The organism is Sinomonas sp. P10A9 (assembly GCF_041022165.1).
GTDB classification, from domain to species: domain Bacteria; phylum Actinomycetota; class Actinomycetes; order Actinomycetales; family Micrococcaceae; genus Sinomonas; species Sinomonas puerhi.
The window spans coordinates 826,787-840,500 of record NZ_CP163302.1 but is presented as its reverse complement, the minus strand read 5'-3'; the positions used below and the strand labels follow the sequence as shown (position 1 = coordinate 840,500).

The 13,714-nt window shown below is 64.9% G+C and carries 3 protein-coding genes and 2 rRNA genes; all 5 read right to left on the bottom strand.

Translation table 11 applies throughout. The features are described from left to right. Positions 1-44 precede the first annotated feature (44 nt). The 5 genes from AB5L97_RS03830 to AB5L97_RS03810 all read right to left on the bottom strand — a co-directional run bounded on the left by AB5L97_RS03830 (position 45) and on the right by AB5L97_RS03810 (position 13,688). A 23S ribosomal RNA gene (locus AB5L97_RS03830) occupies positions 45-3,164 on the bottom strand. A 549-nt stretch (positions 3,165-3,713) separates the two neighbouring features. Next, a 16S ribosomal RNA gene (locus tag AB5L97_RS03825) occupies positions 3,714-5,238 on the bottom strand. The 16S and 23S rRNA genes sit together here, the layout of an rRNA operon. Before the next feature lie 525 nt (positions 5,239-5,763). Then, positions 5,764-9,621, bottom strand: coding sequence for a 1,4-alpha-glucan branching protein GlgB (glgB, locus tag AB5L97_RS03820; protein ID WP_369046520.1), 3,858 nt, complete (start codon positions 9,619-9,621; stop codon positions 5,764-5,766). Beyond that, the gene (gene treS / locus AB5L97_RS03815; protein ID WP_369046519.1) at positions 9,618-11,414 is read right to left on the bottom strand and encodes a maltose alpha-D-glucosyltransferase; all 1,797 of its coding nucleotides are present in this window, start codon (positions 11,412-11,414) and stop codon (positions 9,618-9,620) included. The genes glgB and treS overlap by 4 nt, the downstream gene beginning before the upstream one ends. Positions 11,415-11,489: 75 nt before the next feature. Continuing rightward, positions 11,490-13,688: an alpha-1,4-glucan--maltose-1-phosphate maltosyltransferase gene (locus AB5L97_RS03810; protein ID WP_423246839.1), complete on the bottom strand. Its 2,199-nt coding sequence runs from the start codon at positions 13,686-13,688 to the stop codon at positions 11,490-11,492. Positions 13,689-13,714 lie beyond the last annotated feature (26 nt).

The following is a 13,714-nucleotide window of genomic DNA, read 5'->3' as shown; positions in this document are numbered from 1 at the left end:
GTTCCCGCACCCGGGCCGCCCTTTTGGGGGTGGTGGGTGTGGTGGTGTTGAGGTTGTCGGCCTATTAGTACCGGTCGGCTTCGACAGTCTTCAGTCCTGTCTTCCACGTCCGGCCTATCAACCCAGTGGTCTGCTGGGGGCCTCTCCCACCTTGCGGTGGATGGAGATCTCATCTTGAAGCGGGCTTCCCGCTTAGATGCTTTCAGCGGTTATCCCATCCGAACGTAGCCAACCAGCCGTGCACCTGGCGGTACAACTGGCACACCAGAGGTTCGTCCGTCCCGGTCCTCTCGTACTGAGGACAGCCCTTCTCAGATCTCCTGCGCGCGCAGCGGATAGGGACCGAACTGTCTCACGACGTTCTAAACCCAGCTCGCGTACCGCTTTAATGGGCGAACAGCCCAACCCTTGGGACCTACTCCAGCCCCAGGATGCGACGAGCCGACATCGAGGTGCCAAACCATGCCGTCGATATGGACTCTTGGGCAAGATCAGCCTGTTATCCCCGAGGTACCTTTTATCCGTTGAGCGACGGCCCTTCCACGAGGTGCCGCCGGATCACTAGTCCCGACTTTCGTCCCTGCTCGACATGTCTGTCTCACAGTCAAGCCCCCTTGTGCACTTGCACTCGCCACCTGGTTGCCGACCAGGCTGAGGGGACCTTTGGGCGCCTCCGTTACTCTTTGGGAGGCAACCGCCCCAGTTAAACTACCCGTCAGGCACTGTCCCTGGCCCGGATCACGGGCCGAGGTTCAGGTGTCCAAAGCGACCAGAGTGGTATTTCAACGATGACTCCACGGGCACTGGCGTGCCCCCTTCACAGTCTCCCACCTATCCTACACAAGCCGCTCCGAACACCAATACCAAACTATAGTGAAGGTCTCGGGGTCTTTCCGTCCTGCTGCGCGTAACGAGCATCTTTACTCGTAGTGCAATTTCGCCGAGTTCACGGTCGAGACAGCGGGGAAGTCGTTACTCCATTCGTGCAGGTCGGAACTTACCCGACAAGGAATTTCGCTACCTTAGGATGGTTATAGTTACCACCGCCGTTTACTGGGGCTTGAATTCTCCGCTTCGCCTCGCGGCTGACGGGTCCTCTTAACCTTCCAGCACCGGGCAGGAGTCAGTCCGTATACATCGTCTTGCGACTTCGCACGGACCTGTGTTTTTAGTAAACAGTCGCTTCCCCCTGGTCTCTGCGACCTAGGCCCCTTCCCCGCAGCGCGTGCGGATGTGGGCCCGGGTCCCCCTTCTCCCGAAGTTACGGGGGCATTTTGCCGAGTTCCTTGACCGTGATTCTCTCGATCGCCTTGGTATTCTCTACCTGATCACCTGTGTCGGTTTGGGGTACGGGCGGCTGGGACCTCGCGTCGATGCTTTTCTAGGCAGCATAGGATCACCCGATCCCCCCGTGAGGGGGTCCCGTCGGATCTCAGGCTTCGTGCGCGGCGGATTTGCCGGCCGCGCGCCCTACATCCTTGGACCAGGTCTACCATCGCCTGGCCGGGCTGCCTTCCTGCGTCACACCTGTTAATACGCTTGCCTCGCAGCTCTGGTCCCCGCGCTCCCCCCACAGTGCGCCTCCCGAAGGAGGCACGGCGTGGGGCTCGGGCGGTCAGCATCGGCTGTCCGGCATGGGCGGTCCTTCGCCGGTACGGGAATATCGACCCGTTGTCCATCGACTACGCCTGTCGGCCTCGCCTTAGGTCCCGACTTACCCAGGGCAGATGAGCTTGACCCTGGAACCCTTGATCATCCGGCGGACGGGTTTCCCACCCGTCTTTCGCTACTCATGCCTGCATTCTCACTCGTGCGGCCTCCACCCCTGGATCACTCCGGGGCTTCACTGCCCGCACGACGCTCCCCTACCCAGCCCCACCCCTGAACCATGACGGCTTGGGTATCGTGGGACTGCCACGGCTTCGGCGGTGTGCTTGAGCCCCGCTACATTGTCGGCGCGGAATCACTTGACCAGTGAGCTATTACGCACTCTTTCAAGGGTGGCTGCTTCTAAGCCAACCTCCTGGTTGTCTTCGCAACTCCACATCCTTTCCCACTTAGCACACGCTTGGGGGCCTTAACCGGTGGTCTGGGCTGTTTCCCTCTCGACTACGAAGCTTATCCCCCGCAGTCTCACTGCTGCGCTCTCACTTGCCGGCATTCGGAGTTTGGCTGACGTCAGTAACCTTGTGGGGCCCATCGGCCATCCAGTAGCTCTACCTCCGGCAAGAAACACGCAACGCTGCACCTAAATGCATTTCGGGGAGAACCAGCTATCACGGAGTTTGATTGGCCTTTCACCCCTACCCACAGCTCATCCCCTCCATTTTCAACTGAAGTGGGTTCGGTCCTCCACGACGTCTTACCGTCGCTTCAACCTGGCCATGGGTAGATCACTCCGCTTCGGGTCCAGACCACGCCACTGAACGCCCTGTTCAGACTCGCTTTCGCTACGGCTCCCCCACACGGGTTAACCTCGCGACGTGGCACTGACTCGCAGGCTCATTCTTCAAAAGGCACGCCATCACGGGAGCAGGCCCGCTCTGACGGTTTGTAGGCGCACGGTTTCAGGTACTGTTTCACTCCCCTCCCGGGGTACTTTTCACCTTTCCCTCACGGTACTAGTCCGCTATCGGTCATCGGGTAGTATTCAGGCTTATCAGGTGGTCCTGACAGATTCACACGGGATTCCTCGGGCCCCGTGCTACTTGGGGACACTCGCAAGGGCGGCAGCTGGCATTGCGGCTACGGGACTCACACCCTCTCCGGCCGGCCGTTCAAGACCGTTCGCCTACACCACTGCACCACACCCCCGACCGCCGGCAGACAGTCGAAGCAAGGCCCCACAACCCCATGCGCGCAACCCCTGCCGGGTATCACACACGCACGGTTTGGCCCCATCCGCGTTCGCTCGCCACTACTGACGGAATCACTGTTGTTTTCTCTTCCTGCGGGTACTGAGATGTTTCACTTCCCCGCGTTCCCTCCACACCGTCTATGCGTTCAACGGCGGGTCACCGCATCAAGTGCGGCGGGGTTCCCCCATTCGGAGACCCTGGGATCAAAGTCCGGTTATCGACTCCCCCAGGCCTATCGCGGATTCCCACGTCCTTCATCGGCTCCCGATGCCAAGGCATCCACCGTGCGCCCTTGGAAACTTCAACACGCAAAGAAACCAAGGACACACACACGCCACAAACGGCGCGCACGCTGTCCTACAGCAAAAAAATAAATCCGTCTCGAAAGACGAAATTGCTAGATGCTCGCGTCCACTATACAGTTCTCAAACAACAACCCCCACAACCCCCACACACCGCCGAACAGGCGGCTGCCAGGGGAAGGCGGGCACCACACACCCCCCACACCCGGCACCCCCGCCCCCACCAGCCACCCCACAACAAGGGGGGACAGGAGGAGGACGGCAGGGGCCGGGAAGGAGGGCGCGGGGACTGCTGTCCCAGGACCCAACAGTGTGCCAAGGACCCCACCCCTGCGCAACAGCACCCCCGGCGTTCCAGCACCAGCACCCCCCAAGAGGGGGCCGGAGCGTACTTGCCCGGGGCACCGCGCACAGGGCACGGGCCACGAATCCTGCCGATGTTCCACCCATGAGCACCCGCCGCACCACGAACGGGCACGAAACGGGCTCTCGCCTGGCACCACCGGCACCAGCCCATGCAGGCCGGCACCGAACAGTGCGAGGGGCTCCTTAGAAAGGAGGTGATCCAGCCGCACCTTCCGGTACGGCTACCTTGTTACGACTTAGTCCCAATCGCCAGTCCCACCTTCGACGGCTCCCCCCCACAAGGGGTTGGGCCACCGGCTTCGGGTGTTACCGACTTTCGTGACTTGACGGGCGGTGTGTACAAGGCCCGGGAACGTATTCACCGCAGCGTTGCTGATCTGCGATTACTAGCGACTCCGACTTCATGGGGTCGAGTTGCAGACCCCAATCCGAACTGAGACCGGCTTTCTGGGATTGGCTCCACCTCACAGTATCGCAACCCTTTGTACCGGCCATTGTAGCATGCGTGAAGCCCAAGACATAAGGGGCATGATGATTTGACGTCGTCCCCACCTTCCTCCGAGTTGACCCCGGCAGTCTCCCATGAGTCCCCACCCGAAGTGCTGGCAACATGGAACGAGGGTTGCGCTCGTTGCGGGACTTAACCCAACATCTCACGACACGAGCTGACGACAACCATGCACCACCTGTGAACCGGCCCCGAAGGGAAGCCCCATCTCTGGGACCGTCCGGCACATGTCAAGCCTTGGTAAGGTTCTTCGCGTTGCATCGAATTAATCCGCATGCTCCGCCGCTTGTGCGGGCCCCCGTCAATTCCTTTGAGTTTTAGCCTTGCGGCCGTACTCCCCAGGCGGGGCACTTAATGCGTTAGCTGCGGCGCGGAAACCGTGGAATGGCCCCCACACCTAGTGCCCAACGTTTACGGCATGGACTACCAGGGTATCTAATCCTGTTCGCTCCCCATGCTTTCGCTCCTCAGCGTCAGTAACAGCCCAGAGACCTGCCTTCGCCATCGGTGTTCCTCCTGATATCTGCGCATTTCACCGCTACACCAGGAATTCCAGTCTCCCCTACTGCACTCCAGCCTGCCCGTACCCACTGCAGACCCGGGGTTGAGCCCCGGGCTTTCACAGCAGACGCGACAAGCCGCCTACGAGCTCTTTACGCCCAATAATTCCGGATAACGCTCGCGCCCTACGTATTACCGCGGCTGCTGGCACGTAGTTAGCCGGCGCTTCTTCTGCAGGTACCGTCACTTGCGCTTCTTCCCTGCTGAAAGGGGTTTACAACCCGAAGGCCGTCATCCCCCACGCGGCGTCGCTGCATCAGGCTTCCGCCCATTGTGCAATATTCCCCACTGCTGCCTCCCGTAGGAGTCTGGGCCGTGTCTCAGTCCCAGTGTGGCCGGTCACCCTCTCAGGCCGGCTACCCGTCGTCGCCTTGGTAGGCCATCACCCCACCAACAAGCTGATAGGCCGCGAGCCCATCCAAGACCGCACAAGGCTTTCCACCCCCCACCATGCGGCAAAGGGGTCATATCCGGTATTAGACCCAGTTTCCCAGGCTTATCCCAGAGTCAAGGGCAGGTTGCTCACGTGTTACTCACCCGTTCGCCACTAATCAGCCCAGCAAGCTGGGCATCATCGTTCGACTTGCATGTGTTAAGCACGCCGCCAGCGTTCATCCTGAGCCAGGATCAAACTCTCCGTCAAAAAACACGCCGACCCGGCACCCCAGGAAAATAAGGCAGCCAGGCCGACAGAAAATGATCCGGCATCAACACCCGGCACCACACCACAGGGGCGGCACAGCACCGGGCAAAAGACACCAAAAAAACGGCATCAACAAAACTTGGCACACTATTGAGTTCTCAAACAACAGGCCCCCACGGTAAACCAGCCAGCCAAAGCCAACCAGCCCGTCCCGAAGCAACTTCTCAAACCTACCCGCTCCAATCCTCCGAGTCAAACCGGCCATCGGGCCGTATCTTCGTCGGTGGATCTGGCGGAAGCTTGCTGCCACGCCGGGGTGATTCCCCGTCTGTGGCGCGGGATAAAACTATACCACCGTCGTGACCCCTGCGCCAACCGGACCCAATGCCAACCTACCCCCGGGCTCACCTGGACCCGCGTGACCGGATGAACGGAGTCAACTGGGGACAGCGAGAGGCCCGGATCCCGCAGGATCCGGGCCTCTCAGGCTCGGCGCACTACCGCGCCTCGGCGACCAGACTCAGGTCACAGGGTCTGGGGAGCCTCGGGGACGAGGTAGACGACCCCGAGCGGCGGAAGGGTCAGCACTGCGGTGGCCGGCTTGCCATCCCATTCCCTCCCCTCCGCAGCCACGAGGCCTCCGTTGGTCACGCCCGAACCGCCATACTCGGCGTCGTCCGTATTGACGACTTCACGCCAGCGACCCGCTTGTGGCAGCCCGATGGTGTAGTCGATCTGCGGATTGCCGGCGAAGTTCGCGATGCACACGAGAGGAGTGCCGTCGTCCGACCAGCGGATGAAGGAGAGCACGTTGTGGTCGGCGTCGTCGCCCCGGATCCACTCGTACCCGGACGGGTCGTTGTCCTTCTCGTACAGCGCAGGCGTGGCCCGGTAGACGGCGTTGAGCTGGGCGATGAGCTTCTGCAGGCCCTTGTGGGGCGCCAGATCCGCCATCCACCACTCGAGGCCGTGCTCCTGGTTCCACTCGCCCTCCTGCCCGAACTCGCAGCCCATGAACATCAGCTGCTTGCCCGGGTGGGCCCACTGGAACGCGTAGAAGGCCCTGAGGTTGGCCAGCTGCTGCCACCGGTCGCCGGGCATCTTGCGCAGCATCGAGCCCTTGCCGTGCACAACCTCGTCGTGGCTGATCGGCAGGAGGAAGTTCTCGCTGAACGCGTAGACAATCGAGAACGTCATCTTGTTGTGGTGCCACTTGCGGTTGACCGGGTTCTCTTCCATGTACTGGAGGGAATCGTTCATCCAGCCCATGTTCCACTTGAGCCCGAACCCCAATCCGTTGAGCGAGGTCGGCTTCGTGACGCCGGGGAAGGCCGTGGACTCCTCGGCGATCATGACGATGCCGGGATTGCGCTTGTAGGCCGTCGCGTTGGTCTCCTGGAGGAACGAGATCGCCTCAAGGTTCTCGCGGCCGCCATACTGGTTGGGCCGCCACTGCCCCTCTTCGCGTGAATAGTCGAGGTACAGCATCGACGCAACGGCGTCGACCCGGAGCCCATCAATGTGGAACTCCTCGAGCCAGTACTGAGCATTGGCCACGAGGAAGTTGCGGACCTCGGTGCGGCCGAAGTTGAAGATGAGCGTTCCCCAGTCGGGGTGCTCACCCTGCTGCGGATCCGCGTGCTCGTACAGCGGCTCACCGTCGAAGCGTGCCAGCGCCCATTCGTCCTTGGGGAAGTGCGCCGGCACCCAGTCCACGATGACGCCGATCCCCGCCTGGTGGAGCCTGTCGACCAGGTAGCGGAAATCGTCCGGGTGGCCGAAGCGCGAGCTCGGCGCGTAATAGGAGGTGACCTGGTAGCCCCATGACCCGCCGAACGGGTGCTCGGCAACGGGCATGAACTCGACGTGCGTGAAGCCCATCTCGGTCACGTACTCGACAAGCTGGTCAGCGAGCTCCCTGTAGCCGAGGCCGAGGCGCCACGAGCCGACGTGAACCTCGTACACGCTCATCGGCGAGTTGTGTGGATCGCCCGCGGCACGGGCCTTCATCCACTCCTCGTCCTTGAACGCATACCGGGACTCAACGACGCGCGACGCCGTGTGGGGCGGGACCTCGGTGCCGAAGGCCATGGGGTCTGCGCGCTCCACCCAGTGGCCGTACCGAGTGAGGATGCCGAACTTGTAGGACATGCCTGCTACTACGCCGGGGATGAAGACTTCCCAGACCCCGGAGGAGCCGAGGCTGCGCATGGCATGCTCGCGGCCATCCCATCCATTGAAGTCCCCCTTGACCTGCACCGCCTGGGCGTTCGGCGCCCAGACCTTGAAGGACGTACCCTCCACGGCGCCGAGGACCGAATGGTGGCGTTCGACATGGGCGCCCAGGGCGCGCCACAGCTCCTCGTGGCGGCCTTCCCCGATCAGGTGCAGGTCGAGCTCGCCGATGCTGGGCATGTAGCGGTACGGATCATCGACCGTCACGACGTGGCCTTCGCCGTACTCGACCTCAAGGCGGTAGTCCGGAACGTGGCCCGGACCAGCCTCGGGCGCCGTGCCCACCCACACCCCGTGGGCCTCGTGGGTGAGCGGGACGCGCCCGGCGGGGGTCACCGCGGTGACGCTTGTCGCGAGGTGCTTGAGTGCACGGATTGTCACCGTCCCCTCGCCGTCGAGATGCGCGCCGAGGACCGCATGCGGGGCGTGGGACGCGCCCGCCCCGACCCGGGCCAGGACATCGGGGTCCACAGCGATCGGGGCATGCTCGCCCGCACCCGCGACCGTGTGCGAGGGCGCCTGCATAACGCCTGCAGCCTGCTCCGCCGCCGTTGAAGGCATGCCCGGACGGACCGCGCCATCATGCTCCGCGGCACCCTGTCCGGCTCCGCGCTGTTCCGCGCTCGCCGCGTACTCTCCGTCTGCCACGTCCGTCTCCTCTCCGGACGGCGTCTCCGCCGAACCGATTGCCAGCCCTTCGGGCGCCCTCAGGACGCCGTCGAAGCTCTTCCGTGCTGGAATCTGGCCTCTCCCGGGGAGCCAGGCCTCGAGCGCGGTGCGCGCCGCGCGGAGGGGGATTTCGGCCCACGCTGGCCGGTTCCGCTCCTCATAGGAAACCTCGTACAACGCCTTGTCGAGCCACAGCGCAGCGAACAGCGCGGTGCCGAACGGCTTCTCTCCGCCGGCGACGGATTCGTATCCGTCCCAGTACGCCTCGCCGACGGCCTCGGCCCATCCTTCGGGCACTCGGGCCGCCGGGTCCGTCCGAAGGGCCGCGCCAGCCGCGTAGTCGAAGGACCGCAGCATGCCGATCACGTCGCGGAGGACGACGTCCGGCTGGCTCCGCTCCGCGACTGGGCGCAGCGGCTCGCCCTCGAAGTCGAGAATCGCGAACTGCCGCTCGCTGTCGGGGAAGTGCAGGACCTGACCCAAGTGGAAGTCACCGTGGATCCGCTGCACCACGAGCCCCGCACGGTGCTCCGCAAGCGTGGTCAAGAGGGATTCAAGAGCGGCATCCGGAACCCCTACGCTCGTGCGCACCTCTTCCCAGGCCGCCCGCAGTCGGTCGGAAAGGCGCCCCACGAAGGCGTCCACGGCGTCGCCGTCGAGCGTCTGCGTCCCGAGAGTGGCCGCGAGCGCAGCGTGGATACGCGCCGTCGCCGCGCCCAGACCCCGGGCCTCCTCGGACAGGTCTCGGCCCTGGGCCGCCGCGTCGAGCGCGACCCGCCACATGTCCGTGCCGCCCTCGAGGAATTCATGGGCGACGGCGAGTTGGCCGCGAACGCTCTCACCCGACGTCGCGCGCCACTCGACATCGATCCAGCCCAGCGCGGTCGCGGCGTCGGCGGCGTGCGCATGGGCCAAGGCCGCCCCGAGCTCGACTTCAGGATTGAGGCCCTCTGCAAGCTGCCGGAAGACCTTGACCATCGCGTTGCCAGACGCCGAACGGACGATGATGGAGGAGTTCGACTGTTCGCCCCGCAGGAGCGCTGCGGTGAGATCGCCCGAGGGGAGGGAACCCTCGCCACTCGCGGTACCGATGGCTGCCGTCCCGTCTCCGCCAATGCGGGTACCGGAGGCCATGAGGCCGACCAGGGCCGCGGCGAACGCGGGCTCGTGCACGGCGTCATACGCCCAGACGGGGACGCCGTCAAGGTCGCGGGCACGGCCCACGAGGGCCGCGTCCCCGCCGGCGACTGGGTCAGGGCGCAGGGCCAGGGGAACATTGAGGACGGCCCCGAGCCGACCCGCCCGTACCCGCACGGAGAGCAGCTCGAGGCGAGGTGCGCCCTGCGGGGTGGGGAGGACGAGCCTACCCGCCGGGGCGAACTCGACCTCACGGCCCTTGGCAGGGAACCAGCGCTGCGCGGGGAGCCATTCCTCGAGCAGTGCGTGGAGCGTGGGGTGAAGGGCGGCGTGGTCCGTCATTCGACCAGCTCCCCTGTGACCTGTTCGGGGACGATCAGCGGCATGGCAGTGGTCACCGGGCTGGTCGGCACCGATGCGGCGTTGCGGATCCGCAGCCAGAAGTACCCGTGGGCCCCGAGTGTCACGTGGAACCGCCCGTCTTGGCCGACCTGGGAGAACGGTTCGCCGCCGAAGACGTCGCGCATGCCCCGGCCTGCGAACTCCGGCATGTCCAATGCCGTCGCGATCGGGTGTCCGGCGAGGTTGAACACACACAGGATGGCCTCGCCAGACTCACTGCGGAGGGCGTCGTCGGGCATCTCGCGAAGGTAGGCGAGCACCCGTTCGCTGTCCGCGGGAACGTTCCGGTACCCGCCGAGCCCGAACACCGGGTGCGCGCGCCGTACGCCGAGGATGTTCCGCATCCAACGCAGGAGGCTCCCGGAATGCGCCATCTCCGCCTCGACGTTGGCCATCGCGTAGTTGAACACGAGGGACTGGATCGTGGGCAGGTACAGCTTGCCGGGATCGGCCGTCGAGAAGCCCGCGTTCCGATCCGGATTCCACTGCATCGGCGTGCGCACGGCGTCCCGGTCCTCGAGCCAGATGTTGTCCCCCATGCCGATCTCGTCCCCGTAGTAGAGGAAGGGGCTGCCTGGCAGGGACAGGAGCAGTGCGTTGATGAGCTCGATCTCCGAGCGGGAGTTGTCCAGGAGCGGCGCGAGCCGGCGGCGGATGCCGACGTTCGCGCGCATGCGGGGATCCGATGCGTACCAGCCGAGCATGGCCTCGCGCTCCTCGACCGTGACCATCTCGAGGGTCAGCTCGTCATGGTTGCGCAGGAACGTGCCCCACTGGGCTCCGCCGGGGATGGCCGGGGTATCGACCATCGTGTCGATGATCGGCTGGGCCTTCTGATCCCGCAGCGCGTAGTAGAGGCGCGGCATGATCGGAAAGTGGAACGCCATGTGGCACTCCGGCGCCTCCGCGGTGCCGAAGTACTCGACCACCTCGTGCGGGGGCTGGTTGGCCTCGGCAATCACGATGCGGCCCGGGTACTTCTGGTCCATGAACTCGCGCAGCTTCGCCAGGAAGACGTGCGTCGCGGGGAGGTTCTCGCAGTTGGTGCCGTCCTCCGCGTAGAGGTACGGGATCGCGTCCGCGCGGATGCCGTCCACGCCCTGGTCGAGCCAGAACTGCACCACGTCGAAGATTGCCTGCTGGACCTTGGGGTTCTCGTAGTTCAGATCAGGCTGGTGGCTGAAGAAGCGGTGCCAGAAGAACTGCCGCCGGATCGGATCGAAGGTCCAGTTGGAATCCTCGGTGTCGATGAAGATGATGCGGGCATCCTGGTACTTCTCGTCCGTGTCGCTCCACATGTAGAAGTCGCCGTAGGGGCCGTCGGGGTCGCGGCGGGACTCCTGGAACCAGCGGTGCTGGTCGGAGGTGTGGTTGAGCGGGAGGTCGATGATGATCCGCACACCGCGGGCGTGCGCCTCGGCCACGAGCCGCTGGAAGTCGCTGATCGATCCGAACTCGGGCAGCACCGACTCGTAGTCCGAGACGTCGTAGCCGCCATCGCGCAGGGGCGACTCGAAGAACGGCGGGAGCCAGAGGCAGTCGACGCCCAGCCACTGCAGGTAGTCAAGCCTGTCGATGAGCCCCTGGAGGTCCCCCGAGCCGTCCCCATTCGCATCGTTGAACGCCCGGACGAGCACCTCGTAGAAGACCGCCTTCCGATACCAGGAGGGATCATGCTTGAGGCCAGGGGCATTGACGTTGAAGTTCGGCTGTGGCTGCTGGCCGATGTTCATTGGTTCGGGGGTCTCCTTCGCGGCGGTCGCGCTGGTTCACGTCTACGCCACGTTAGCGTGGCGCCCACCTACCGGCTAGCGACGCAAGTGGAGAATGTGCGCAGGCTCCACCTGCGCGTCGAGCCGCACGTAGTTGTGCTCACCCCATTGCCACGACTGGCCCGACACCAGATCGTCGACGCGGAAGGAGGCCCCGCCGTCGTGCGCCGCCCCGTCAAGGTGCAGCGCGGCGAGATCGAGGGTCACCGTGCTCTCGCGCGTCGAATGCGGATCGACGTTCGCGACGACGATGACGGTGTCCTTAGTGCCGTCGGGGAGCTCCTTGTGCTTCGAGAAAACGACCGTGGAGTCGTCAGTGCTCGAGTGCAGCGTGAGGTTCTGGAGGTCCGCGAGCGCCGGGTGGGCGCGGCGGATCTCGTTCAAGCGGGTGATGTAGGGGGCGAGCGACAGCCCGGCCGCCTCCTCTCCCGCCCAGTCGCGCTGCTTGTACTCGTACTTCTCGTTGTCGATGTACTCCTCTGCACCCGGCCGCGCCACGTGCTCGAACAGCTCGAAGCCGGCGTAGACGCCCCACAGCGGGCTTGCGGTCGCCGCGAGCGCGGCCCGCACCTTGAACCCCGGCTTCCCGCCGAACTGGAGGAACTCGGTGAGGATGTCCGGGGTGTTCACAAACAGGTTGGGCCGGTAGAACGGGGCCCACTCCTTGGAGATCATCGTGAAGAACTCCTCGAGCTCGGCCCGGGTGTTACGCCACGTGAAGTAGCTGTACGACTGCTGGAACCCAGCGCGGCCGAGGGCCTTCATCATGGCCGGGCGGGTGAACGCCTCGGCGAGGAACACGACGTCCGGATCCTTCTTGGCGACCTTGCCGATGAGCCACTCCCAGAACCACACGGGCTTCGTGTGCGGGTTGTCGACGCGGAAGATCTTCACACCGTGGTCGATCCACAAGTGCACGATCCGCAGGATCTCCTTCGACAGGCCCTCGGGATCGTTGTCGAAATTGAGCGGATAGATGTCCTGGTACTTCTTGGGCGGGTTCTCGGCGTACGCGATCGTGCCGTCGACCCGGGTCGTGAACCATTCGGGGTTGGAGGTGACCCACGGGTGGTCCGGGGAGGCCTGGAGTGCAAGGTCGAGTGCGACCTCGAGGCCGAGCTGCTCGGCCCGGGCCACGAAGGCGTCAAAGTCCTCGAATGTCCCGAGATCGGGATGGATCGAGTCGTGCCCGCCCTCCGCGGCGCCGATCGCCCACGGCGAACCCGGGTCGCCCGGACCCGCGGTCAGCGTGTTGTTGGGGCCCTTGCGGAACGCGCGGCCGATCGGGTGGATCGGGGGCAGGTAGATGACGTCGAAGCCCATCGCCGCAACGCCCGGGAGGCGATCCGCAGCGGTGCGGAGGGTTCCGGAGGTCCATTCGCCGGTCTCCGGGTTGCGGACCGCACCCTCGGAGCGGGGGAAGAACTCGTACCACGCGCCGCGACCGGCGCGCTCGCGCTCGACGAGGATCGGATAGTGCTCGCTGGCCGAGACGAGCTCGCGGATCGGAAGGCGTCCGACGGCGGCGAGCACCTCGGCGCTCTCCCCCGCTCCAAGTCGTTCAACGGAACTGCGGGAGCCGTCCGCGAGGGCGTATGACGCCGCGCGGAAGGTTCCGCGGTCAGCCTCGGTGCGCTCGTCGTCGTCCGCGGCCTCCGCGAGCAGCGCGGCGCCCTCCGCGAGCATGAGCTCGACGTCGATGCCTGCCGCGACCTTGATCTCGGCGTTGTGGTGCCACGTGCCGTAGCGGTCGTGCCAGGCCTCAATCGTGAACGTCCACTCCCCCGCCTTGGTGGGGGTCAGGATGCCCTGCCAGCGGTCCAGCCCCTGGCCGAACGGAGAGAGCCGCACGCGCTGCTTCTCCTTGCCCTTCGCGGAGTAGAGGACGGCGCTCACGCCCAGCTGGTCGTGGCCCTCCCGGAACGCTGTGGCGCCGACGACGATACCCTCGCCGGCTACTGCCTTGGCGGGGAATGCACCGCCCTCGATCACGGGCGAGACGTCCGTGATGGGAAAGCGTCCGAAACGCAGCTTGGCGGGGATGCTCGGCTCGAGTGCGGGCACAGGTCGTCCTTTCGCAGTGCGAACGTTGGCCGGTTTCCTCTTGTCGAGGACCCGTCCCTGCGCCACGATAGCCCGCCGCGCATCCGATTGCGAAGGGCATGACGCGGCCTCCGCGCCCGTCAACCGGCGTGTTGGGCGCAGTTCACCGCCCTGTAACGTGACCCTCTTCATCGGCGCGCGCTGCTCGGCTAGTGTGG